The sequence below is a fragment of the Streptomyces sp. NBC_01498 genome, from assembly GCF_036327775.1.
Lineage (GTDB): Bacteria > Actinomycetota > Actinomycetes > Streptomycetales > Streptomycetaceae > Streptomyces.
On the sequence record NZ_CP109598.1, the window covers coordinates 6,383,503 to 6,406,266 of the forward strand.

Annotated in this window: 19 protein-coding genes and 1 pseudogene; 9 read left to right on the forward strand and 11 right to left on the reverse strand. The window is 71.5% G+C overall.

Features of this window, described 5'->3' with window-relative positions; all coding sequences use genetic code 11:
- Positions 1 to 78 precede the first annotated feature (78 nt).
- A complete protein-coding gene (locus OG875_RS27275; protein ID WP_330176871.1) occupies positions 79 to 285 on the reverse strand; it encodes a DUF5999 family protein in 207 nt (68 codons plus the stop codon).
- Between the two features lie 413 nt (positions 286 to 698).
- Positions 699 to 1,322, reverse strand: coding sequence for a hypothetical protein (locus OG875_RS27280; RefSeq protein WP_330177923.1), 624 nt, complete (start codon positions 1,320 to 1,322; stop codon positions 699 to 701).
- Between the two features lie 542 nt (positions 1,323 to 1,864).
- Between OG875_RS27280 and OG875_RS27285 the strand changes: the two genes are divergently transcribed.
- Positions 1,865 to 3,397, forward strand: coding sequence for a glutamate--cysteine ligase (locus OG875_RS27285; protein ID WP_330176872.1), 1,533 nt, complete (start codon positions 1,865 to 1,867; stop codon positions 3,395 to 3,397).
- A gap of 541 nt (positions 3,398 to 3,938) precedes the next feature.
- Here OG875_RS27285 and OG875_RS27290 read toward each other — a convergent pair.
- Positions 3,939 to 5,720 (reverse strand): substrate-binding domain-containing protein, encoded by a 1,782-nt coding sequence (locus OG875_RS27290; protein WP_330176873.1) that lies wholly within the window; start codon positions 5,718 to 5,720, stop codon positions 3,939 to 3,941.
- Between the two features lie 223 nt (positions 5,721 to 5,943).
- Here OG875_RS27290 and OG875_RS27295 point away from each other — a divergent pair, with 223 nt between their 5' ends.
- Entirely contained in the window at positions 5,944 to 6,684 is a 741-nt protein-coding gene (locus OG875_RS27295) for a CPBP family intramembrane glutamic endopeptidase (protein ID WP_443079293.1), read from the forward strand.
- 24 nt (positions 6,685 to 6,708) lie between these two features.
- Here OG875_RS27295 and OG875_RS27300 read toward each other — a convergent pair.
- Positions 6,709 to 6,906 (reverse strand): annotated as a pseudogene (locus OG875_RS27300) (PhzF family phenazine biosynthesis protein); the annotation flags it as partial.
- 246 nt (positions 6,907 to 7,152) lie between these two features.
- Here OG875_RS27300 and OG875_RS27305 point away from each other — a divergent pair.
- The 3 genes from OG875_RS27305 (at position 7,153) to OG875_RS27315 (ending at position 9,743) form a co-directional block, all read left to right on the forward strand.
- Positions 7,153 to 7,761 carry a PadR family transcriptional regulator gene (locus OG875_RS27305; RefSeq protein WP_330176874.1) on the forward strand — a complete coding sequence of 203 codons (609 nt, stop codon included), beginning with the start codon at positions 7,153 to 7,155 and terminating at the stop codon, positions 7,759 to 7,761.
- A gap of 287 nt (positions 7,762 to 8,048) precedes the next feature.
- On the forward strand, positions 8,049 to 8,600 hold the full coding sequence (locus OG875_RS27310; RefSeq protein WP_443079207.1) for a Clp protease N-terminal domain-containing protein: 552 nt from the start codon (positions 8,049 to 8,051) through the stop codon (positions 8,598 to 8,600).
- Between the two features lie 81 nt (positions 8,601 to 8,681).
- Positions 8,682 to 9,743 carry an EamA family transporter gene (locus tag OG875_RS27315; RefSeq protein ID WP_330176875.1) on the forward strand — a complete coding sequence of 354 codons (1,062 nt, stop codon included), beginning with the start codon at positions 8,682 to 8,684 and terminating at the stop codon, positions 9,741 to 9,743.
- Here OG875_RS27315 and OG875_RS27320 read toward each other — a convergent pair.
- Positions 9,725 to 10,399, reverse strand: a complete 675-nt coding sequence (locus OG875_RS27320) for a pyridoxamine 5'-phosphate oxidase family protein (protein WP_330176876.1) — start codon at positions 10,397 to 10,399, stop codon at positions 9,725 to 9,727. The genes OG875_RS27315 and OG875_RS27320 overlap by 19 nt on opposite strands.
- 35 nt (positions 10,400 to 10,434) lie before the next feature.
- Between OG875_RS27320 and OG875_RS27325 the strand changes: the two genes are divergently transcribed.
- A complete protein-coding gene (locus tag OG875_RS27325; RefSeq protein ID WP_330176877.1) occupies positions 10,435 to 11,766 on the forward strand; it encodes an aminotransferase class I/II-fold pyridoxal phosphate-dependent enzyme in 1,332 nt (443 codons plus the stop codon).
- Positions 11,767 to 11,816: 50 nt separating this feature from the next.
- On the opposite strand, the gene OG875_RS27330 is transcribed toward OG875_RS27325, so the two are convergent.
- Positions 11,817 to 13,013 (reverse strand): DMT family transporter, encoded by a 1,197-nt coding sequence (locus tag OG875_RS27330; protein ID WP_443079208.1) that lies wholly within the window; start codon positions 13,011 to 13,013, stop codon positions 11,817 to 11,819.
- A gap of 73 nt (positions 13,014 to 13,086) precedes the next feature.
- On the opposite strand from OG875_RS27330, the gene OG875_RS27335 reads away from it, so the two are divergent.
- On the forward strand, positions 13,087 to 14,010 hold the full coding sequence (locus OG875_RS27335) for a LysR family transcriptional regulator (RefSeq protein WP_330176879.1): 924 nt from the start codon (positions 13,087 to 13,089) through the stop codon (positions 14,008 to 14,010).
- Between the two features lie 90 nt (positions 14,011 to 14,100).
- Here the strand turns inward: OG875_RS27335 and OG875_RS27340 are convergent, their stop codons facing one another.
- The 5 genes from OG875_RS27340 to OG875_RS27360 all read right to left on the reverse strand — a co-directional run bounded on the left by OG875_RS27340 (position 14,101) and on the right by OG875_RS27360 (position 18,736).
- Complete coding sequence (locus OG875_RS27340; protein WP_330176880.1) at positions 14,101 to 14,607, reverse strand: Rieske (2Fe-2S) protein; 507 nt, start codon at positions 14,605 to 14,607, stop codon at positions 14,101 to 14,103.
- Between the two features lie 169 nt (positions 14,608 to 14,776).
- Positions 14,777 to 15,793, reverse strand: a complete 1,017-nt coding sequence (locus OG875_RS27345; RefSeq protein WP_330176881.1) for an endonuclease/exonuclease/phosphatase family protein — start codon at positions 15,791 to 15,793, stop codon at positions 14,777 to 14,779.
- Positions 15,794 to 15,938: 145 nt separating this feature from the next.
- Positions 15,939 to 17,120, reverse strand: a complete 1,182-nt coding sequence (locus OG875_RS27350) for an oxygenase MpaB family protein (protein ID WP_330176882.1) — start codon at positions 17,118 to 17,120, stop codon at positions 15,939 to 15,941.
- 157 nt (positions 17,121 to 17,277) lie between these two features.
- Positions 17,278 to 18,333, reverse strand: a complete 1,056-nt coding sequence (locus OG875_RS27355; protein ID WP_330176883.1) for a polyprenyl synthetase family protein — start codon at positions 18,331 to 18,333, stop codon at positions 17,278 to 17,280.
- Entirely contained in the window at positions 18,326 to 18,736 is a 411-nt protein-coding gene (locus tag OG875_RS27360; RefSeq protein ID WP_330176884.1) for a hypothetical protein, read from the reverse strand. The genes OG875_RS27355 and OG875_RS27360 overlap by 8 nt, the downstream gene beginning before the upstream one ends.
- 1,007 nt (positions 18,737 to 19,743) lie before the next feature.
- Here OG875_RS27360 and OG875_RS27365 point away from each other — a divergent pair.
- Both OG875_RS27365 and OG875_RS27370 read left to right on the forward strand, forming a co-directional pair.
- Entirely contained in the window at positions 19,744 to 20,985 is a 1,242-nt protein-coding gene (locus OG875_RS27365; protein ID WP_330176885.1) for an NAD(P)/FAD-dependent oxidoreductase, read from the forward strand.
- 478 nt (positions 20,986 to 21,463) lie between these two features.
- Entirely contained in the window at positions 21,464 to 22,762 is a 1,299-nt protein-coding gene (locus OG875_RS27370; protein ID WP_330176886.1) for an aromatic ring-hydroxylating oxygenase subunit alpha, read from the forward strand.
- The last annotated feature ends 2 nt before the right edge of the window (positions 22,763 to 22,764 follow it).

The window sequence follows — 22,764 nt, forward strand, 5'->3', positions numbered from 1 at the left end:
CCCTTCGTACGGAGGTGTCACGGCGTACGTCGTACGGAGGTGTCGAGCCGCCGTCGCCGGGTGCCCGTTGGGACGGCGTCAGGCCGCCGTCACCACGTGCCCGCTCCCGGAGGGCCGGTGCGGGGCGATGATCTGGCCGTCGGGCAGCAGCTCCCCGGTGTCCTCGAAGAGCAGGACCCCGTTGCACAGCAGGCTCCAGCCCTGCTCGGGGTGGTGTGCCGCGAGACGGGCGGCCTCCCGGTCGGCTGAGTCGGCTGTCGGGCAGGCTGGCTGGTGCTGGCACATGGAGGGTTTCTTTCGCTGCGTCGTGGTGAGTGTCCTGCGGCTCGATGGGTTCATGGCCGCCCCCGTTTTCTCTTGGTCCGTACCCCAGTGTTGCCCCACGGCCGCCGTTCCGCAGGGGTTTCGCGGCACCGCTCGTTCTCTGCTGAGAGACGTGTCACCCACCCGGATGGTTCAGCTCAACCGGGCTGTCCCTTCGGGTGGTTCGGGGTGGCCCGTCCGGACTAGTCAGAGTGGGCCGGTGCGTTGGGCAGCACACTGCCCCGTGACCGATGAGGCTCACGGGGCAGTGTAAGGCGCTAGGGACGGTTGGGAGTCAGCCGTGCGGGGGCGCTCCCGGCAGGGGAACACCGGCGGCGCGGGCGGTGGAGGCTGGGCGGCGGTGCGTACCCCGGCGGAGGGTCGGGCGGTGGAGGTCAGGCGGTGGAGGTCAGCAGCGGCGCGGACGTGGCGGTGACCGCCGGTGCCGCCGAGAGCCCCGACACCAGCCGCAGCCCCACCGTCGGAAGCAGATCCGCGACCCGGTGCGGCCGGTGCGCCACGATGCCGGGCGGCGCGGGAGCCAGCGGGATCAGGAGATCGGCCGGGGCGGGAGCGCCGGCCGAGGGGTCCGCCTCCGTGTCCTGGTGCAGCCAGAGCGTCAGCATGTAGAGCCCCGGCACGGAGAGCAGCCGCGGCTGGTACGCCGACTTCAGCGTCTCGGCCTGGCGCAGCGCCCGCTCCGTGGAGGAGAGATAGGGGCCCTCGAAGAAGTGCGAGAACGCCCAGCCGTCGGGGGTGAGCATCGTGTCGGCCGCGGCGACGGCGCGCTCACCGCTGCGGATCAGGAAGCGCCACCCGGCCAGCCGGGTCTGCGGTACGTCGTTGCTGGGAGTGATCTGCTCCAGTACGTGTACCGGAAGCGGCAGTTCGGGGCTCAGCGGTCCCTGGACGGACCGGAGAGCGGGAGTACGGGCCTCGCGTACGGCGGTGGGAGAACCGAGGGCCGCGAGAACGCTGCGCAGGGCGGGCGCTGGAGCCAGGGGGACATGCAGCGGCATGGTGGGTTGCCTCTCGCTCAGTAGGCACAGTGAAGCGTCGGTGGTGCGGATGGTGCCGGTGTGGTGCGGGTGGGTGCGGGCGCGGACGTCGCTGTCGGCGCTCATGGTCAGAGGATGGCCCTGGGACACACCCGGGCTCAGACTCTCTGCCTCGTTCGCACAGAGTTTAACCGATACGTGTTCACAGAATGTTTCTTCTAGCTGTCGCCCGTATTGCACGCAAGTGCGTATCAGGTCCATCCCGTGCCGAATCGGCATCCAAGCACCGTGGGAGAACTGGGCGACGGACACCGAAAGCATGCCGTGGCCTGGGACGATTCCGGGGCCGCGGTCGGCCGAAACTCGTCCGCAATTTTCGCGGCCCGGCAGGGGTGAATTTGCTCACTGTCCCTTGCCGAAGGAATGTGCCGCAGGGGCGTTCTGTCCAGTCTAGCGGGTGCGGCGCGCGAACGGGACGTTATGGATCACGCAGTCTGGGCACTATCGAACGTGAAGCGATCCCCGGTGCCACCGGGAGGCCGAGGCGAAGGAGGGATCCTCCGATGGGGGAGAAGGTCGAATCGGGCCGTACCGGTGTGTCCGATCGGCAGGAATACCGCAGGAAGCTCCAGCAGTGCCTGTCGGTACTGGGGCGGCTCCTGGGGGAGAAGCGGTTCGACCGCCCCCGGAATCTGATGGGTCTGGAGATCGAGCTGAATCTCGCGGGCACCGACGGGATGCCTCGCATGATGAATGCGGAAGTTCTTGAGCGTATCGCGAGCCGTGATTTCCAGACGGAACTCGGTATGTTCAATCTGGAAGTGAACATCGCCCCGCACCGGCTCGGGGGACGCGTTCTCGACCAGCTCGCCGAGGAACTGCGCACCGGTCTCGGATATGCCCACCGCAAAGCGAATGAGGTCGACGCCGGGATCGTGATGATCGGCATTCTGCCGACCCTCTCCCTCGACGACGTGGTCTCGACGAACCTCTCCGACGCCGACCGCTACACCCTCCTCAACGACCGGATGGTGGCCGCGCGCGGCGAGGACTTCGCGCTCGACATCGACGGTGTCGAGCGTCTCACCTGCAGTTTTCCGTCGATCGCGCCCGAAGCGGCCTGCACGTCGGTCCAGCTCCACCTCCAGGTGACACCCGACCGCTTCGCCGACGTGTGGAACGCGGCGCAGTGCGTCGCCGCCGTCCAGATCGCCATCGGCGCCAACGCCCCTTTCCTGTTCGGGAAAGAGCTGTGGCGTGAATCCCGGCCGCCGCTCTTCCTCCAGGCGACCGACACCCGGCCGCCGGAACTCCAGGCCCAGGGCGTACGCCCCCGGACCTGGTTCGGCGAGCGCTGGATCGACTCCGCGTACGACCTCTTCGAGGAGAACCTGCGCTACTTCCCGCCGCTTCTGCCGATGCGTGACGACGAGGACCCGCTTCAGGTCCTGAACGAGGGCGGTACGCCGCGCCTGGCCGAACTGGTGCTCCACAACGGCACCGTCTACCGCTGGAACCGGCCCGTGTACGACGTCGCCGACGGACATCCCCACCTGCGGGTCGAGAACCGTGTCCTGCCGGCCGGGCCGACCGTCACCGACGTCGTCGCCAACGCCGCCTTCTACTACGGGCTCGTGCGCGCGCTCGCCGAGGAGGCCAGGCCCGTCTGGACCCGACTGCCGTTCGCCACCGCCGAGCGGAACTTCGAGACGGCGTGCCGCGACGGGATCGAGGCCCGGCTCCAGTGGCCGCGCGGCGGCCGGGCCGGCAACGGTGTCTCCGAGGTGTCCGCGGTCCGGCTCATCCGTGACGAACTGCTGCCGCTCGCCGCCGCCGGGCTCGACGCGTGGAACGTGGAGCCGGCCGACCGGGACTTCTACCTCGGCGTCATCGAGGGGCGCTGCGAGCGCGGCGTGAACGGGGCCTCGTGGCAGGTGGACACCTTCCACCGGGCCCAGGAGGCGGGGCTGCGCCGGGAGGCGGCGCTCGCCGCCACGACACGGCGCTACGCCGAGCTGATGCACCAGGGGGAGCCGGTGCACACCTGGCCGGTGGGCTTTCCCGCGCCGTCGAGGATGCCGGACCTGACGGGGTGAGCGGACCCGGTCGGCGCTCGTGCGGGTGCTCGTGGGACCGCGGCTGGTAGGGACCTGACTGGTACGGGCCTTGTGGGGACCGCTCCTTGCGGGAAACGGTCCTGTGCGAGCCGGCTTTCGCAGGGACCGGTCTCGTGGGGACCCCGCGCGGCCCTGCCTTGCGCGGATCGCTCCTTGCAGGGCCCGGTCCTGTGCGACCCGGCTTTCGCAGGGACCTGCCTGGTGCGGACCCGTCTCTTGCGGACCTGCCTTGCGCCGACCGCTCCTTGCAGGGCCCGCCTTGTGCGAGCCGCCCTCTCACGCGGACCGGTCTCGTACGGACCGCGCCTGGTGCGGACCGGTCTCTTGCGGACCTGCCTTGCGCCGACCGCTCCTTGCAGGGCCCGCCTTGTGCGAGCCGCCCTCTCACGCGGACCGGTCTCGTACGGACCGCCCTGTGTGAGTCGCCCTCCCGGACGCACCGGCCTTGTGGGGACCGCCACCTGCTGGGACCGGTCCCGTGCGACCCGGCGCCCGCGCAAGCGCCGGCCTCGTGGTGCCGTTACGCCGTGCCCCGGGCCACCGACATGATCGCCTCGGTCATCACCGCCTGGAGGTCGGCCGGGTCGTCCACGGCGTACCCCGCGCCGCCGGTGATCCTCGCGATCTCGTGCAGCTCGGCGCGGTCCGCGTCCGGTCCGAGGGCCAGCGCGATCAGCGGGACCGGGCGTCTGGGGTCGGCGATCCTGCGCAGCTCGTCCACCAGGGCCGTACGGGCCGAACCGCCCGAGGCCGGCCCGGCGGTGAGCAGGACCACCGCGTTGCTCTTGCCGCTCACGTACGACGCCTGGGCGTCCTTGAACGCGGCCAGTGTGGCGTCGTACATCCCGCTCGCCGGCGCCGGACCCGTCCCGGTCGCGGTCAGCGCCGAGAAGGCGTCCGTGATCGCCTCGCGGTGGGTGGCGCCGACGCCCTTGGCGCGCTCGCCGAGCGGCGCGGTCCCCGACACCTCGCGGAAGCTCGCGGCGCCCCCGGTCCCGAAGTCCCACAGACCGATCTCGTCCTGCGGCGTCAGCGCCCCCAGGGCCCGGACCATCGACGCCTTCGTGGCCTCCATCCGCGTCGTGCCGCCCGGCCCCGGCGCGGCCCCCGCCATGGCGCCCGAGGCGTCGACCACGACGGTCAGCCGGGAGTTCTGCACGGTGACCGTCCACACGCCGAGCGTCTGCGCGACCAGCTCCGCGGCCGGCGGCTGCGCCTTCGTCAGCGCGTACGGCTGCGGTGCGCGGCCCCCGGCCAGCCGGACCAGACCGTCGTCCACGGCGGTGTACGCCGTACGGAAGCCGTGCTCCGCCATCACGTCCCGCGCGCCGTCCTCGTTGAGGAGGGACATGAACCGCGTCGCGGCGCGGCGCTCGTCCGGGGTCAGCTCCGGCTCGTTGACGAGGTTCAGCGGGTAGTCGAGCGCCGGGGCCGAGTCCGTCGGGTAGAAGAGGCGGAGAGCGGAGCCGGCGCCGTTGGCGCTGTTGTGGGTGAACGCGGCCTGCTCGGTGAGGAAGACCGCTTCGTTGGCCGGGGCGCCCTCGTCCGGCCCGCCCGGCGTCAGTGAATCGACCACCCGGCCGTCCGAGTCGGACGCGCGCGCCGCCAGCGCCTTGGCCGTCGCGGCGATCGGTGCGCCGCTGTCCGGGTCCGCCTTCCCCAGGGACTCGACGACGCTGCTGAACGCGAGCAGTCCGGCGGCGCTGCGCGCCGGATCGGCCGCCCCGATCCGTACCGCGCCCCCGGTGCCGCCGCCGGTCGCCGACGCCAACTCGCCCCAGGTGTACGTCTTCCCGGGCCAGCCGAGCCGCGTGGCGGCGGGCGGGAGCGCGGCCAGCGTCACGGGGGTGGTCGCCGCGTTGCCCACGGGGGTCAGCGCGATGCCGCCGCCGGAGTCCAGCGCGCGCTCCACCCAGATGTCGGAGTCGGGCAGCCAGACCTCGTACTCCGCGTACTCCGGGGCGGTCGTGCCGTTGGCGAGCGCGTCGGCGATCTCGTGGTTGGCACGGGCGTCGACCCGTATGTCGACGCAGTGGCCGGCGGAGGACACACCGTCGCGCCGGGCCTGGTCGGCGACGGCCCGGACGGCGGGGGCGATGTCCGGCGACACCGCCAGGTCGACCCTTACGGCCGGGTCCGCGCAGCCGTTCCCGAAGGGGAGGAACCCGCCGCGCGCCGCGACGGCGGTCCCGGCGGCCAGGCTCAGCACGAGGGCCGTGGCGATCAGGACCGTGCGGCGGCGAGGACGGCGGGACCTGGTGCGCCGCGTCGTTTCGTCGTCGGGCAAGCTGTGACGTTCCATGGCGGTGATACCCCTCCTTGGCGTGAACAAGGAAACAGTGGGATCTCGGCCAATCGAATGACGCCCGTCCCCCGGCCTGTCGCGCGCGATCTTCGTACCCGCATTCGAGACCCTAGCGGGACGGGAAGGGGCTTGAGGCGCGATTAGTCAACTGGAGGCAGCTGTGCAGTCGGAGACCGGCGTCGTGGCCGATTCTCTTCCTCAGAAGGGCCTCTCGCGCCGGATGCTGCGGTCCGAGGTACTGATCGTCCTGGCGCTCTCGCTCGGCGCGAGCGCGGTGTCGGCGCTGATCAGCTTTGTCGGGTCGGTCACCAGACCCGGCGGACTGAGCGATCAGGCGGCCACGCTCAACGGTTCGCAGGCGCCGGGGCGTCCCTGGCTGGATCTCGCCTGGCAACTCTTCGGTATCGCAAGCTCGTTGGTGCCCGTGGTACTGGTGGCGCACCTGCTGCTCAGGGAGGGCAGCGGACTGCGGGATCTGGGGTTCGACCGGCGTCGCCCATGGTTCGATCTCGGCCGTGGCGCGCTGCTCGCCGCCGGTATCGGCAGCGCCGGACTCGCCTTCTACATCGGCACACGCGCCGCCGGGTTCAACCTGACCGTGGTGCCGGAATCACTGCCGGAGGCGTGGTGGAAGTTCCCGGTGCTGATCCTGTCCGCCGTGCAGAACTCGGTACTCGAAGAGGTCATCGTCGTCGGATATCTGCTGCGCAGACTCGGGCAGTTGGGATGGACACCGATGGCCGCGCTGGTGGCCAGTTCGGTGCTGCGCGGGTCGTACCACCTGTACCAGGGCATCGGCGGCTTCGTCGGGAACATGGTCATGGGTGTGGTGTTCGTGCTGGCCTACCGGCGCTGGGGGCGGATCGGGCCGCTGGTGGCCGCGCACGCGCTGCTCGACATCGTGGCGTTCGTCGGATACGCCCTGCTCGCCGGGCACGTGGACTGGCTGCCGACGCCGTAGATCCGCGCCGCGCGCCCCACGTCCTCAGGGGGACACGAGGAGTTCGCCGTCGATGACCGTGACCGCTCGGCCGGTCAGCGGCGTACGCGCGCCGCGCAGTGACGTGCGGACCAGACCCGTACGGGCGGCGCCCTGACGGCCTGTGAGGTCGGTGCGGCCGAGCCGCGCAGACCACAACGGGGCGAGCGCGGTGTGCGCGCTGCCGGTGACCGGGTCCTCGTCGAAGACGGGTGTTGACCGCACGGCTGATCATGGTGCCGGGTGCGGTCGGCGGCTTCGGGTTCACCGCTCGCAACGATCACGTTTTTCCCGCCGGATCATAGGGCGGCCGTCCCCGGCGGAGTTGACGATCGTCGGCGGAAGCCGTGAAGGGTCGGCGGAGGGGTGGGTTGTCATGCGATCGGTTCCGATATATCGTTGAGGCATCGCGATAGATTCGCGACTGATCACGATGGAAGGAGCGTAGCGATGCGTTCACATGGACACGAGCAGGATCACGGACATGGGCAGTGCGGGCCCGGACATCGAGGGCAGGGAGGATTCGAAGGGCGGCGTGCCGCGTTCGGGCCCTTCGGGCCGCCGTTCGGCGGGCCCTTCGGAGGCGGCGGCGGACGAGGTCGTGGCGGAGGCAGAGGCAGGGCGCGGCGCGGCGATGTGCGCGCGTCGATCCTGGCGCTGCTGAAGGACCGGCCGATGCACGGCTACGAGATGATCCAGGAGATCGGCGAGCGCAGCGGAGGCGCCTGGCGCCCCAGCCCCGGTTCGGTCTATCCGACCCTCCAGCTCCTGGAGGACGAGGGTCTCATCGCCAGCCGCAGCGAGGGCGGGAAGAATCTCTTCACGCTCACCGACACCGGCCGCACCGAGGCCGAGTCGGGACCCGACGCCCCCTGGGAAGAGGCCGGGCGCGGTGTCGACTGGGAGACGATGAACGAGATCCGGCAGGCCGGCTTCGGTCTGATGGAGGCGTTCGGGCAGGTCTGGAAGACCGGCTCCGCCGACCAGCGGCAGAAGGCCCTCGGGGTCATCAACGACACCCGCAAGAAGCTCTATCTGATCCTCGCCGACGAGGACTGAACGACGAGGACCGGGCGACCTGCCCGCCCCCGGGCGGGTTCGCCGGGGCCCTGTGACGATCACCGCGATCGTCACAGGGCTTTTCGCGTTTCGCGCGTGCGGTACCGGAGCCGGCCCGGTGGCCCCCGGCGGTGTCCGGCAAGGCGGCGCGCGACGGTCGGCGGTGTGCGCGGCCGATCTCATCCGTAAGGAGGAGAGGCCGTGTATCTGTGCCCACCCAGGGTGGGAGAGCCGAATGCTCCCCGCCGGGGATGCTTCGGGCCCCCGTCGGCTGATGAGGTGGGAGGGTGCAGACCTCCACCCCGTGGTTGCCCGGACAGTCCGACCCGGCCGTCGTCTCCGCCGTGTCGATACGCGCGGACATCGACGCCGGACTCTCCGCCGGTCTCGCGGCCGTCGTGTCCGGGGCCCGCAGGAGGGCGCACCGCGACGGTGACCGGCAGACCGACACCGCCCATCTCCTCCACTCGCTTCTCGAATCGGACTCCGAGGTGCGCGCGGCGTTCGACGGCGGGCCGCAGCTCGCGCGCGTCCTCGGCTATCTCGTCCAGCGGAGCATCGGCTACGGGCTGCGCTGGCAGGGCACGGTGGAGCGCTCGGCAGCGGCCCCCGCCGCACGGACGCCGGAGGTTTCCGGCTGGTCCCCGTCCGCCGTCGCCGTCCTGGAGGCCGCCGTCGAACGGGCCCGCCGGCGCGGCGAGCCGCGCGCGGGCGGGCCCGATCTGCTCACCGCGCTCGTCTCCGACCCCGACTGCCGCGCCGTCGAGGTGCTGGCGCGGGCCGGGGTGGACGCGCGTATGTTCGTCGGCCGTGCTGTCGACCCGCCCTCCGGAAGGTGAGTGACGGGTTCCGGGAAGCCCCGAGAAGCCCGACAGGGGTGAACCCGCCGACACTCCTGTCGCGACTGACATGATGTGCTCATGCACGCGTCTCAGAAGAGAAGCGTCGGCCTGGGACTCGCGCTCCTGTCGGCCGTCGCGTTCGGTGGATCAGGTGTCGCGGCCAAGCCGCTGATCGAGGCGGGGCTCGACCCGCTCCATGTGACCTGGCTGCGGGTCGCGGGGGCCGCGCTCGTGATGCTGCCGCTCGCGTGGCGCCATCGCGATCTGGTCCGTCGCAGGCCCGCCCTGCTGGCGGGCTTCGGACTCTTCGCGGTGGCGGGGGTGCAGGCGTTCTACTTCGCCTCGCTCTCCCGCATACCCGTCGGCGTCGCGCTGCTGGTCGAGTACCTGGCACCCGCGCTCGTCCTGCTCTGGGTGCGCTTCGTCCGCCGTACGCCCGTCGGCCGCGCCGCCGCCGTCGGTGTCGTGCTGGCCGTGGGCGGACTCGCCTGCGTGGTCGAGGTGTGGGCCGGGCTCTCCTTCGACGCGATCGGGCTGCTGCTGGCGCTCTGCGCGGCCTTCTGCCAGGTCGGCTACTTCGTCCTCTCCGACCAGGGCGGCGACCGCACGGGACCGGACGAGGCCGTCGACCCGCTGGGGGTGATCGCGTACGGCCTGCTCGTCGGCACCCTCGTGCTGACCCTGGTCGCCCGCCCCTGGGGCATGGACTGGTCGCTGCTGGCCGGCAGCGCCGACCTCGGTGGGACGCGGGTCGCGGCGCCGCTGCTGCTCGGATGGATCGTGCTGCTGGCGACCGTGCTCGCGTACGGCACCGGTGTGATCAGCGTACGGAGGCTGTCGCCGCAGGTGGCGGGGGTCGTCGCCTGTCTGGAGGCGGTCGTCGCGACCGTACTGGCGTGGGTCCTGCTGGACGAGCACCTGTCGGCGCCGCAGGTTCTGGGTGGTTTCGTGGTGCTCGTCGGCGCGTTCGTCGCCCAGACGTCGACCCCCGCGGCGCGGGCCGTCGGGCCGGGCGGGACGGAGCTGCCGGCCGCCGACCCGGACGCCCCGCATGTCACGGACGCCGTCGCGGAGGGCGGACCGCCCGCCGGGCGGGCGGTCACCGAGACGGACCCCGGCCGTCAGAGCGCGGAGAGGTAGCCGGGCAGCGCGACCGCCGGGTCCAGGTCGTCGGCCGGGATCGGCGCCCCGTAGCCGCGTACGACGGGCACCACCCCGGTCCAGTGCGGGAGCGACAGATCCTCGGGCTCGTCGTTCGGCCCGCCGGTGCGGACCTTCGCGGACACCTCGTCCAGATCGAGCCGCAGCACGGCGGTCGCCGCCAGTTCCTTCGTGTTGGCCGGCCGTGAGTCGGCGGAGCGGCCCGGCACGGCCTGGTCGACGATCGCGTCGAGCGCGGTACGCCGCTCGGCCTGCTCGGTCACCGGGTACGCGGTCCCGTGCACCATCACCGAGCGGTAGTTGATCGAGTGGTGGAAGGCCGACCGCGCCAGCACCAGCCCGTCGACATGGGTGACCGTCAGACAGACCGCGAGCCCCGGGTCCGCCTGGCCGCGTGCCATCCGCAGCGGCCGGGAGCCGGTCGATCCGTGGACGTAGAGCCGTTCGCCGATGCGCGTGTAGAGGGTGGGCATGACGACCGGCGCGCCGTCGCGGACGAAGCCGAGATGGCAGAGGTAGGCCGCGTCGAGTATGCCGTGCACCAGATCGCGGTCGTACGAGGCGCGGTCGGCGGACCGGGTGGGGACGTTGCGGTCGGTGCGGCGGTACGAGGGGGAGGGGCCCGGCTCCGGCATTGCGCTCTCCTATGTACTAGTGCATAGTTCTCTTTGTGCTAGGAGAGTATCGGATCGAGGGGCGGCGTGCCGCCGAGATTTCCGCCAGCGTGGAGCGGGGGATCGGCGCCGGTCATCTGGCGCCCGGCCAACCACTGCCGCCCCTGCGGGAGTTGGCGCAGGAACTGGGCGTCAATCCGAATACGGTGGCCGCCGCCTATCGCGCCCTGCGTGACCGGGGTGTGATCGAGACGGCGGGCCGCCGGGGCAGCCGCGTCCGCGCCCGGCCGTCGAGTACGCCGCGCGGCTCGATCGGTGTCGAGGCGCCCCCCGGTGTGCGGGAGGTGTCCGACGGCGATCCGGACCCCGCCCTGCTGCCGCCGCTGGGCGACGCCCTCGCGGCGGCGGCGCGCGACCACGCGGCCCGCCCGGGGCGTTACGGGGACGCGGCCGTCCTCCCGGAACTCGCCCGGCTCGCCCGTGCCGGGCTGGACGCGGACGGGGTTCCCGCCGGGCCGGTGGCCGTGACCTCGGGCTCGCTGGACGCGATCGAGCGGGTGCTCGCCGCGCATCTGCGACCGGGCGACGCGGTCGCCGTCGAGGACCCCGGCTGGGGCGCCCTGCTCGACCTGGTGCCCGCCCTCGGGCTGCGTCCGCTGCCGATGGCACTGGACGACGACGGGCCGCTGCCGGGGGAGTTGGAACGGGCGCTGCGCGCGGGCGCTCGGGCGGTCGTGATCACCGACCGGGCGCAGAACCCGACCGGGGCGGCGGTCGGCGAGGCCCGCGCGCGGGAACTGCGGGCCGTGCTGGCGGCGTACCCCCGGGTCCTGCTCGTCGAGGACGACCACGGACACCGCATCGTCGATCTGCCGCTCCACCCGCTGGCCGGGATCACCGACCACTGGGCGCTGATCCGGTCCACGGCCAAGGCGTACGGCCCGGATCTGCGGCTCGCCGTGCTGACCGGGGACGACGTGACCGTGGACCGGGTGACCGGCCGTCAGCGTCTCGGCCCCGGCTGGGTCAGCAGGCTGTTGCAGCGCGCGGTGGTGGAACTGTGGAAGACGGACGCCGTCGACACCCGTCATGTCGCCCGCGCGTACGCCGAGCGGCGGGACGCCCTCGTACGGGCGCTGGCGGAGCGCGGGGTCTCGGCGCACGGGCGGAGCGGGATGAACGTGTGGGTACCGGTGGCGGAGGAGACCGGCGCGGTGGCCCGGCTGCTTCGTGCGGGCTGGGCGGTCGCGCCGGGGGCACGCTTCCGGCTGGCGGCCGGGCCCGGCGTACGGCTGACGGTGTCGGCCATGACGGCGACGGAGATCGAGGCGGTCGCGGACGCGGTGGCCGACGCGGCGGGGGCCGCGCCGGCGCGCAGTTACGGCTGATCCGTCTACGGCTGATCGGCCCGCGGTCGATGGGGCCCGCGGTCGGCGGCCTACGGCTGATCGGCGGCGAACGGAGCCATGCCCGGTGCCGGTGCCGGTGCCGGTGCCGGTGACGGGACCGGGCACGTGGTCGGTGTCAGGGTCGCGGTCAGGGTTGCCGGTCCGGCGGTGGCCGACGCGGGGGCAGGGGCCCGTACCGAGGCCGAGGCCGCTATCGGAGCCGGGGGCCGTACCCGAGCCGCAACGGCGGCCGGTGCCGCGAGCTTCGGTACCGAGCCGCCCGCCGTGCGGGAACCGCCGCCCCGCTGCTGGGTGAGGGCCGCGCCGACGAGTATCACGAGCGCGCCGACCGGGGTGTTCCAGTGCAGCGGCTCGTCGAGGACGGCCACTCCGGCGGCCGTCGCGATCACGGGCACGAAGTACGTCACCATCTGGCCCGTCGTCGGGCCCACTTCGGCCACCAGACCGTACTGGATGAGCAGGGCCAGCCCCGTACCGAGACTGCCGAGCGCCACCACGGCGAGCAGCGGCACCACCGGGAAGGACGTCGGCAGATCGGTGAACAGCGGCGTGACGACGGCCAGTTGCACGGTCGCCAGGAACAACTGGGCCCCGGTGAGCGAGAGATGCGAGCTGCCGCTGCCCGCGAGGGTGCGGCGTACGTAGATCCAGCCGACGGCGTAGCTCAGCGAGGCCAGCAGGGCCATGGCCGTGCCGGTGACGTCCAGCCCGGAGAAGCCCTGCCAGGCGCCGAGCACGGTGAGTACGCCGATGAAGCCCAGGCCCAGACCGCCGACCCGGCGCCGGGTCGGCCGGTCCTCGGAGAGCGCCACGAGGGAGAGCAGCATGCCCCAGAGCGGTGACGTGGCGTTGCAGATGCCCGCGAGGGTCGACGGGATGGTCAGCTCGGCGTACGCGAACAGCGAGAACGGCACGGCGTTGAGGATCAACGCGGCCACCGCGAGATGACCCCAGGTGCGGGCGCCGCGCGGCAGCCGCTCACGCCGTACGGCGATGGCGACGGCCAGCACGGCCGTACCGAAGAACAGCCGGCCGAACGTCACCTGGAACGGCGCGTAGCTCTCGGTGCCGACCTTGATGAGCAGAAAACTGAAGCCCCAGATCAGCGAGAGCACACCGAAGCGGATCCGCCAGTCGATCGTGCGGCGGGAGGACGGGCCGAGGGGCTGGGGTCCGGCCGGGGAAGGTCCGGTGCGCCCGGTACGGGGCGGGGTCACTGCGCTCATGGGGCAACGATGAGCCCAGGAATCTCTTAGGACAAGCGAGAATAACTTGACCCGTTCGCGTAGCATCGCTTACATGTTGAATCTGGAGCGGCTGCGCATCCTCGACGCCCTCGCCCGGCACGGCTCGGTGAGCGGCGCGGCCGACGGACTCCATGTGACCACGTCGGCCGTCTCGCAGCAGATGGCCAAGCTGGAGCGGGAGGTCGGCCAGCAGCTGCTCACCAAGCACGGGCGCGGCGTCCGCCTCACCGACGCGGGACGGCTGCTCGCCGACCACGCCGCCCGGATCATCTCCCAGGTGGAACTGGCGCAGTCGGACATCGAGGCGCGGCGCGGGCAGGTGATCGGCGAGGTGCGGCTCTCGGCGTTTCCCACGGCGGCCCGGGGACTGTTCCCCGTGGCGCTGGCCTCGCTGCGCAAGGCGCATCCCGATCTGCGGGTGCGTTCACGGGAGTCGGAGCCGGACAGCGCGATCCGCGAGGTCCTGCGCGGCGATCTGGACCTCGCCGTCGTTCTGGACTGGAGCAACAAACGGCTGCCGGTGCCCGGCGGGCTCGCGACCGCGTCGCTGCTCGAGGACGCGGCGGACGTGGCCCTGCCGGCGGACCATCCGCTGGCGGACCGGCGGGAGGTCGATCTGGAGGAGTTCGCGCACGACTCGTGGGTGTCCTGGCCGGCCGGCGAGTTCTGCCACGAGTGGCTGGTGTTCACGCTGCGCTCGAAGGGGGTCGAGCCGCGCATCGAGCACATGGCCGGTGAGCAGCACACCCAACTGGAGCTCGTCGGGGCCGGGTTGGGCGTCTGTATCGCGCCCCGGATGGGACGCGGACGGCTGCCGGACGGGGTGGTGACCGTGCCCGTACGGCAGCGGATGTCCCGGCACGTGTACGCGGTGTGGCGGACCGACGCCGACCGCCGCCCGTCGATCAGGGCGGCGGTCGAGGCGCTGGAGGAAGCGGCGCGGGAGCTGAAGGACACCCGTCCGGAGGAGGACTGACGCTCCGTCAGAGAATCCCGGAACGCCGTCGGACGGCCAACTCCCGCTCACCGGGGGCCGGCCTGGCCTCGCAGGCGGGGCCGGGAGCTCTCAGGCCAGGGTGATCGAGTCGCCGGAGACGGTGATGGAGGCGGCGCCCAGCGGCTTGCTCGCGGGGCCCTTCTTCACGCTGCCGTCCGCCGCGTCGAACTGACTGCCGTGGCAGGGGCAGGTGATGGTGCCGTTGGAGATGTCTCCCACCACGCACCCGGCGTGGGTGCACGTGGCGGAGAACGCCTTGAACTCACCGGCCGTCGGCTGGGTGACCACGATGCCCTTGTCCTCGAAGACCTTGCCACCGCCCTCCGGGATGTCGGTGGTCTTGGCGAGGACCTCGCCCTGCCCGCCGGCCGAGCCGTCCTCGGTACCGCCGTCACCGCCGGCGCCGTTGTCCGTCCCGCCGCTGCCCGCCGGGGCCTCCGCGGTGTCCGGCGATTCGTCCGAGCCGCAGGCGACGAGTGCGGCGCCCAGGCCGACGGCGCCCGCCGCCGCGACGACCGTCCGGCGTGCCACCGTCCGGCCCGAAGCCGTCCGCGCGGTGCCCTGCGTTCCCGTCATGTCTGCTCCTGTCCGTGGCCGGCTCCGGCGGCCGGTTCGTGAGGGGATACGCGCCACCGGCGCGCGGCGTTCAATCACGGTCGTACTTTTTCTCAAAGTTTCAAGAACTTGGCCGGGACGTCCCTGCCCGGACCCGCACGAACAGGATCGGGCCCGTGGCGGAACACCCTCAGAGCCCTGTGATCCCGGCGGCCACCGGCAGATGGTCGCTCCCCGTCGCGGGCAGCGTCCGGATCTGCGCGACGGTCGCCGAGCGGGCCATCACCTGATCGATCCGGGCCAGCGGGAAGCGCGCGGGGAAGCTGAGGGCGAAGCCCCGTTCCGCCACGTCCAACCGCGAGGTGAGCGGCGCCAGCCCCCGGTCGTCCGCCGTGCCGTTGAGGTCGCCCAGCAGAAGCACCCGCTCCGTCCGCTCGCCCGCGACCGCGCGGCCCAGCAGCCCGGCACTCTCGTCGCGCGCGGCCGAGGCGAGGCCGCCCGCCCCGAAACGGACCGAGGGCAGATGGGCGACATACGCCGCGATCTCGGCGTCCGGGGTGCGGACCACCGTACGCAGCCCGCGTTCCCACCCGTCCGCGATGCCACGCGGTCGGATGTCCACCGGCCGGCTCCCGGAGAGCGGATGCCTCGACCAGAGCCCGACGGTCCCCGCGACCGCGTGGTACGGATACGCGGCGGCGAGAGTCCGCTCGTAGACCGCGAGGGCGGGTGGCACCAGCTCCTGAAGCGCGATGAGGTCGGGCCCGGTCTCGGCGAGGGCGCGGGCCGTCCCCGCCGGGTCGGTGTTCTCGTCGCTGACGTTGTGCTGCACCACGACCAGGTCGTACGCGCGGGACCCGGCCGACGGCAGGAACAGCCCGCCGAAGAGATACGTCCAGGCCGCCACCGGCAGCAGGAGGGCCACCAGCGCGAAGACCGAGCGGCGCAGCAGGGCCAGGACGAGCAGCACCACGACCACCAGGCCGAGCCACGGCAGGAACGACTCCAGGGCACTGCCCAGCCGGCCGACCGCGTTGGGCACGACCCCGTGGAACACCAGCAGCGCGGCCGTCAGCACCGCGAGCACGGCGAGTGCCCGGCCCCGTCGCCGGAGCCAGGACCGGCGGCCCCGCGCCTCGTCCTTTTCTTCCTCCCGCGCCTCCTTCCCTGTGTCCGCTTCCGCGTGCTCCCGCGCCTGTTCCACCATCACGTCCCGTCCGCTCGACCGTGTTCCTCAAGACGAATGATCAGCGGCGGCGGTTTCCCACGCGGCACGCTCGTCGCGCGCGTTGCAGGTGTGACGGGTGTGGCGGATGTTGCAGAAGTAACGCTTGTTACAGAAGTGACGAGTGTTACGGGCGTTGCGTGTCCGGTGTGCCGATCACCGGGGCCGGGGGAGTCCAGCGCCGGGTGCGCGGGACGGCGGAGGACAGCCCGTAGTCCTTCTTGAGCCGTTCCGGGATCGCGTAGTGCATCACCCGGCCGCGCGTCAGTGAGGAGAGTTCGAACACGGTGGTGAGATGGCCGAGGCGGTCCAGCGCCCAGGCCCCGAAGGGCGAACGGTCCTCGACGGTCTCCAGCACGTTGAGCAGCACCGGCGCCGCCTTGACGAGCGTGTCCCAGGGCGTACGGGGCACCTCCAGCCAGTCGGCGCCCGTGTCGCCGATCAGATACCGGATCAGCGCGGAGACCACGGGGTCCAGCAGCGTGCCCGGCACGACGTCCTCGTACAGGTTGATCAACTGCCGGGTGAGGTCGGCGCCTTCCCGGCTCGGGCCCATGTGGCGGGTCATGTAGAGGTCCGAGAAGCGGCGGGCCGCGTCCAGGTCGGCGGGTACGTGCTCCTGGTCGACACCGAGCATCGCGCCCACGACCCGCCAGGCGTAGTAGTACGCCTCCGCCCCGTCCACGCTCATATGGATACCGAGCCGGTGCAGGGCGTCCAGGACCTGGACGGAGAACATCATCTGCCCGCCGATCATGTCCTCCTGGCAGATCGGCGTCCCGAGCGCCGCCACGTCCCACAGCCCCTCGCGCGCGAGGTGATGGCGGATCGACGCGTGCAGCAGCCGGACCTTCTGGGCGGCGGGGATGAAGCGGCTGCCCGCCTCGAAGGCGTCCGGCTGCATGAGGAGGACGGTGAACTGGCCCGTCTCCGCCATCCGCTTCGAGGGGTACTTGAGCGAGTGGGTCGCCGACAGCAGTTTCGCGATGTGCGGTACGAGATAGCAGGCCGGCATGGAGGCGAAGGACAGGGCGGTGGAGATGTGCACGTTGTTGTCGATGAAGAACAGCCGTGCCTTCTCCATCTCGTCCCAGTCCACCCAGGACGGCGGGGCGCTCGTCACGTGCAGATACTCGCGCGCCACCTCGGGGAGCCCGTCGGGGAGTTCCTGCCCGACCGTGGAGACGTACCGCATCAGGGAGTTGAACTTGCCGACCTCGCCGCGCTCGAAGAGCGTCGCGACGGTGGCGTCGGCGAGTTCGTCACCGTAGCCGCGCAGGTCGTCGGAGGAGGGTTCGGTGGAGGCCACGGTCGAGCCTTTCGAGAGGTGGGGTGCGAGAGGCGGGGGCCGGGAGCCCGGCGGCGGACGCGGGCCGGCCGGGGCGCTGTTGATCCGGGGGAGGGCTGTGCCGACCCCGCCGGTCCGTACGTAACTCGGCCCGTACGCCGGTCTGTTCGTACGCCGTTCAGTCCGGGCGGCTGGTGGCCGCGGTGGCCAGCCGGGTCAGGGCGCGGTGGGCGAGAGGGGGCAGTCCGGCGCCGTCCAGCGCGCGGACGGCGACCTCGACCCGTTCGGTGATCATGGACTCGACCCGGTCGTGCGCGCCGGTGCGCCGTACGACCTCGCGTACCCGCCCCGCCTGGGCGGCGGTGAGGGAGCGCCGGCCGAGGAGCGACGACAGTTCGCGCCGTTCGGCGGCGGTCGCCGCCTCCTGGGCGAGCGCGACGAGCGCGGTGGGACGGGCGGTGGCGATGTCGTCGGTGCAGGACTTGCCCGTGGTCGCCGGGTCGCCGAACAGGCCGATGAGATCGTCCCGCAGCTGGAACGCCTCGCCCAGCGGGAGACCGTAGTCGGTGAACACCTCGCGCAGCGGGGGCCCGGCGCCCGCCAGCGAGGCACCGATGTGCAGCGGATGCTCGACGGTGTACTTGGCGGTCTTGTAGCGGATCACCTTCAGTGACCGCCGGACGTCCGGGGCTGCCCCGGTGTGCAGGATCTCCAGGGCCTCCCCGGCGATGAGTTCACGGGCCAGTACGGCCCACAGGTCCCGGGCCCGGCCCAGATACGCCGAGGGCAGCCCGCACCCGGCGAACAGCTGACCGGCCCACGCCATCAGCAGATCCCCGGCCAGCATCGCCGTCGAACGGGCCCGCGCCTTGGGGCGCGGCCCGTCGGCGAACGCCGCGCGCAGGGCGACATGGGCGGTGGGCAGTCCGTGCCGCAGCCGGCTGTCGTCGATGATGTCGTCATGGACCACGGCGGCGGCGTGGACCAGTTCCATACTGGCCGCCGCCCGCACGAGCGCGTCGCTGTCGGGCTGCCCCGCCGCGCGCCAGCCCCAGTAGCAGAACGCCGAACGCAGGCGCTTGCCGCGCGAGGTCGCGGTTGTCAGGACGTGGGCGAGAGGCGCCAGTCCGGCGTCCAGCGCCAGCAGCGCGTCGGTCTCGGTCCGTACGAAACGGTCCAGCGCGCCGTCCACCCGGGACTTGAACTCGGCCTGCCCGAAGGGTTGTTCAGACACCGGGGTGGCTCTCGGCGGCGCGGGCTTCCCCGGGGCGGGATTCCGCGTGACGGCTTTTCCCGGCTCCGCTTTCCCCCGGGGCGCCCGCGCCGGGGACGGCGGCCGTACCGTGCTGGGTGTGGCGGGTGTGCCGGGAGTGGCGGGCGAGCACCTCCATGTGGGCCACGCCGCCGAGACCGAGCGGGTCCCCGGTGAGGCGGTCGACGGCGAGCCGCCCGCGTGCCTGGAGGTCCTGGCGCCCCTGCGCGGCGAGGGCGCCGAGGTCGGAGCGGCCGAGCAGTCCGTACGCGGCCTTCAGCGCCGATCCGCAGGTGCTCACGGCCAGTTCCGCCAGGCCGGCGACCAGGAGGACCGGCCGGGTCCCGTCCTCGCCGTCCCGACGGACGTCCCGCTGTACGCGCACGGTCCCCACCCCTCTGTACCCCGGCCGGTCACGGTCGTGTCCGGCCCTGGGAGCAGCGTGCCCGCCGGACGGGACTCCCCGCCCGCCGAAAACCCCATCAAGTGATCACCCGTTCACGCGTGCGGGACCGGTGCCGAGGGCGTACCGGAAGCCGAAACCCCCGGGCGTACGCGGGTCCGGCGTCCCCAGCCGATGGAACCAGCCAACCGGGGTGGGGCGGAGGCCGGCGGGCGGCGGGCGCGGCGGCCGGAGGTTCGCCCGTTCTACGCGCCTAGCGTGGAACGGGGGCCGGAGCTTCCGGTGACGCCGTGTCTTCGGTGTCCGGCCACGCGACCTGCGGATCGCACTCGAGAGCGGCCCGGCGCCCGCCGATCCGGGCCTCGTCCGTGCCCGCTTCGGCCCCAACTCCTCGCGTGGGTGGTCCAGTTCACCCGCCGACCGGAATACGCCAACCTGGGCCGAGGATTGAACCAGGAAGCCCCCACTTTGCGAAAGTGATCATCTGATTCCGGTCCGGAGTCGGGGCCGCGTTCCGGTTGTGCCCCGCGATCACGCCCGTCGAGGGGCGGCGGGCCCCGGCCGACGGTGCCGGGAGGCGGGGCGGGAGGCGGCCGTGGCCTCGGCGTTCATGTGGTGCGGCCCACTTAAACGTACGGCCCGGTTAATTATCGGCCGGAGCTGCTCGCGACCTGCCGTCGTACGGCCCGGAGTCAAAAACTTCGCTTTGCGAAAAGGGCTGAATTCTTTATCGACGCTGGCCGGATCCAGGTCCATACTTCTTTGTGATGTAGGTCACAACGGAGCCGGTCAAAAGCCGTCAAGACGGGACAAAGAATGGGGTGTTTGAGCGGAATGGATCATTCCAATGACTGATTTTCGACGCCCCTCCATTGCCTCGCTATTACCCGTGCTTGACCTTCATCTGTCGATTTCCATAGCCTCCCGGTCGTACTCCCGCCGCTTGCAGCGGTGCGTAGGTTCCTTAAACCAAATTGACGGGGGATCGTATGTACGATGTCATCGTTGTGGGTGGACGCTGTGCCGGGTCACCGGTCGCGATGCACCTGGCCCGAGAGGGACACCGGGTCCTCGTCGTGGACCGGGCCTCGTTCCCGAGCGACGCGGTATCCACCCACTACATCCACCAGGCGGGGCTGCTGCGGCTCCAGTCGTGGGGACTGCTCGACGAGATCATCGCGGCCAAGACCCCGGCGCTCCGCAAGATGAACTACTCCTACCGGGGCATCGAACTCAACGGATTCGCCGAGCCGGTGGACGGCATCGACGCCGTGTACTGTCCGCGCCGCGTCGTGCTCGACGAGATCCTGCTCAACGCGTCCCGCCGCGCCGGCGCCGAGGTGATCGAAGGCTTCACCGTCTCCGACCTCCTCTTCACCGACGGCCGCGTGACGGGTATCCGGGGGCGCGAAGGGGACGGGCCGGAGCGGGAGTTCCGTGCCACGATCGTCATCGGCGCCGACGGCTTCCACTCCACGGTCGCCAAGCGGGCCGGCGCGGAGCTGTACAACGTGCGCCCCGCCGCGGGCTTCATCTACTACTCGTACTTCAGCGGTCTCGACTGGGGTCTGCACCACAGGACCGGCTTCAACGAGAAGTGGTTCGGCACCTGGCCGACCAACGGCGACGTGAGCATGCTCGCCGTCATCTGCACCAAGCGCCACCTCAAGGAATTCCGCCAGGACGTCGAGGCCAACTTCCAGGCCGTGTTCGACGACGTCTCGCCGGAGATGGGCGAGCAACTGCGCGACCAGGGCAGGCGCGAAGAGGACTTCAAGCCCATGCGCTACCCGGACAACTACTATCGCCGCGCCCACGGCCCCGGTTGGGCGCTGGTCGGCGACGCCGGGTATCACAAGGACCCGTACACCGGCTGGGGCATCACCGACGCCTTCACGCACGGTGAACTCCTCGCGGAGCGTGTCCACCAGGGCCTGGCCGGCGAGCGGCCGATGGAAGAGGCACTGGCCGAGTACAACAAACTGCGCGACGAGGAGAGCGCGGGCGTCTACGACTTCACGACGACGCTGGGCGAACTCACCGAACTCCCGCCGTTCTTCGAGGCGACGATGTCCGCGATGAGCGCGACCCAGGAGTGGACCGACCGGATGCTCGGCCTGATCGGCGGAGTCGTACCGGACTACGAGGTCTACGCGCCGGACGCCCTGGAGCGTCTCTACGACTCCGCGGGAGTGCCCGAGGAGAAGCGGATCTACGACCCGTCCGCCTGACGGCCGGCGGTTCGCCGCACCGTCCGACCGGGGCACATCAAGCCGGGCACACGAGTCGGACCTGTGCGCCCGACGTGCCGTCACCCGCCCGTACGCCGGTGAGCCGCGCACGCGTCGCGCACGCCCGCAGTCTCGCGCACCCCTTGAGCACAAGGCCGGTCGTCCTCCGGTGAGTTGTCGCCGGATCCGCCGTCGTTCTCCCCGCGACGGCGTGCGCCCGATCCCGTTCGAGTCCCTCCGGCATTCCCCCGGAGGGACCCGAACGGACCCTTCCCGACCCCACCACCCCTCTCCCGTCGCCCGCCAGGTGGCCGGGTCCCCACGCCTCACCGGGCACCGCCCGGACAGCACCTCTCAGCCTCCACTTGTCACGCAGCCCCACCATGCCGGGGTTCGGTGCGGCCTTGTCGCAGCCCCGACGCCAACAACGTTCCCGCACCGCATTCCATGCGCTTGACCCTCTGAGGGAGACCAGCAGATGACGCGTGCGTCCAGCATGTTCGATCTCATCAGTGAACAGGGCGATGAAAGGCCGTACTTCGAGACGGGCGGCATCGGCAGGTCACACGACTTCTACACCGGCGAGGAGCAGTACCGGCGGGAGATGTCCCGTATCTACGGCAGACGCTGGCTCCCGGTGGACCACGTCTCCCGGTTCAAGGACAAGGGCTCCTACGCCACCCTGAACATCGGCACCGGTTCCGTCCTGATCATTCACGGGGACGACGGGATCCAGGCGTACCACAACTACTGCCGGCACCGGGGCTACAAGCTCGTGGAGGAGGCCACCGGCAAGCGGCAGAGCCTGGTCTGCCTCTACCACTGCTGGGTGTACGACCGGAACGGCAAGCTCAAGAGCCTCAACGGCACCTATTTCGACAACTTCTTCGAGAAGGAGAAGAACGGTCTGCTGCCGGTGCGGACCGAGGTCCGGTTCGGGGTCGTGTTCATCGCCCTGTCCGACGACGCCCCCGATCTCGACGCCTCACTCGGCGAGTTCGGTGAGTTCGCCCGCGTCTACGAACTGGCCGACCTCGAATGCGTCGAGGCCAAGGACTACCCGGTCGCCTCGAACTGGAAGCTCGTCGCGCACAACGTCAACGAGAGCCTGCACTTCCCCACGGCACACAAGGACCTGCACCGCATCACCGACTTCGACGACGCCGGCACCTACGACCTCAAGGGCGACATCGTCGGGGCGTGGCAGAGCATCCGGAAGGCGTACAACTCCGTCTCCATGACGGGACGCAGCGGCCGGACACCGATGGAGCTGGTACCCGAGGCGGACCGGCAGCGGATCAACTGGATCACGATCCTGCCCAACCTCCTCTTCGGGTTCACGGCCGACTACGTGATGATGCAGTGGGTCTGGCCCGAGAGCCCCGGCACCTGTTTCGTCCGGCACTTCTGGCTCTTCCACCCCTCCGAGACCGCCAAGGCGGACTTCTCCCACGAGGCCGTGTTCGCCCTCTGGGACAAGGCCAACTACGAGGACTGGGAGATGTGCGAGCGGACCCACCGCGGCCTGTCCAACCCCCTGTGGACGCCGGGGCAGCTCTCGCTCGACGAGGAGGTCGTCTCACAGATCGACTCCTGGGTCGCGGCCGAGTCGGCGGAGCCCCGGGACACCGCTCCGAACGGCGAGCTACGCGCGTCCACCGAGGCGAACGGCGAGGTCCCCGCCTCCGCCTCCGGCAACGGTGAGGCCCCCGCGGCCACCGCCGTCAACGGTGAGGTCCTCGCGTCCGTCTCCGAGAACGGGAAGGCCGCGGAGTGAGC

What these genes read in the sequence shown, in the direction of transcription:
- OG875_RS27275 (WP_330176871.1), bottom strand. Translation starts at nt 285, where the DNA reads ATGTGCCAGCACCAGCCAGCCTGCCCGACAGCCGACTCAGCCGACCGG.
- OG875_RS27280 (WP_330177923.1), bottom strand. Translation starts at nt 1,322, where the DNA reads ATGCCGCTGCATGTCCCCCTGGCTCCAGCGCCCGCCCTGCGCAGCGTT.
- OG875_RS27285 (WP_330176872.1), top strand. Translation starts at nt 1,865, where the DNA reads ATGGGGGAGAAGGTCGAATCGGGCCGTACCGGTGTGTCCGATCGGCAG.
- OG875_RS27290 (WP_330176873.1), bottom strand. Translation starts at nt 5,720, where the DNA reads ATGGAACGTCACAGCTTGCCCGACGACGAAACGACGCGGCGCACCAGG.
- OG875_RS27295 (WP_443079293.1), top strand. Translation starts at nt 5,944, where the DNA reads ATGCTGCGGTCCGAGGTACTGATCGTCCTGGCGCTCTCGCTCGGCGCG.
- OG875_RS27305 (WP_330176874.1), top strand. Translation starts at nt 7,153, where the DNA reads ATGCGTTCACATGGACACGAGCAGGATCACGGACATGGGCAGTGCGGG.
- OG875_RS27315 (WP_330176875.1), top strand. Translation starts at nt 8,682, where the DNA reads ATGCACGCGTCTCAGAAGAGAAGCGTCGGCCTGGGACTCGCGCTCCTG.
- OG875_RS27320 (WP_330176876.1), bottom strand. Translation starts at nt 10,399, where the DNA reads ATGCCGGAGCCGGGCCCCTCCCCCTCGTACCGCCGCACCGACCGCAAC.
- OG875_RS27330 (WP_443079208.1), bottom strand. Translation starts at nt 13,013, where the DNA reads ATGAGCGCAGTGACCCCGCCCCGTACCGGGCGCACCGGACCTTCCCCG.
- OG875_RS27335 (WP_330176879.1), top strand. Translation starts at nt 13,087, where the DNA reads ATGTTGAATCTGGAGCGGCTGCGCATCCTCGACGCCCTCGCCCGGCAC.
- OG875_RS27340 (WP_330176880.1), bottom strand. Translation starts at nt 14,607, where the DNA reads ATGACGGGAACGCAGGGCACCGCGCGGACGGCTTCGGGCCGGACGGTG.
- OG875_RS27345 (WP_330176881.1), bottom strand. Translation starts at nt 15,793, where the DNA reads ATGGTGGAACAGGCGCGGGAGCACGCGGAAGCGGACACAGGGAAGGAG.
- OG875_RS27365 (WP_330176885.1), top strand. Translation starts at nt 19,744, where the DNA reads ATGTACGATGTCATCGTTGTGGGTGGACGCTGTGCCGGGTCACCGGTC.
- OG875_RS27370 (WP_330176886.1), top strand. Translation starts at nt 21,464, where the DNA reads ATGACGCGTGCGTCCAGCATGTTCGATCTCATCAGTGAACAGGGCGAT.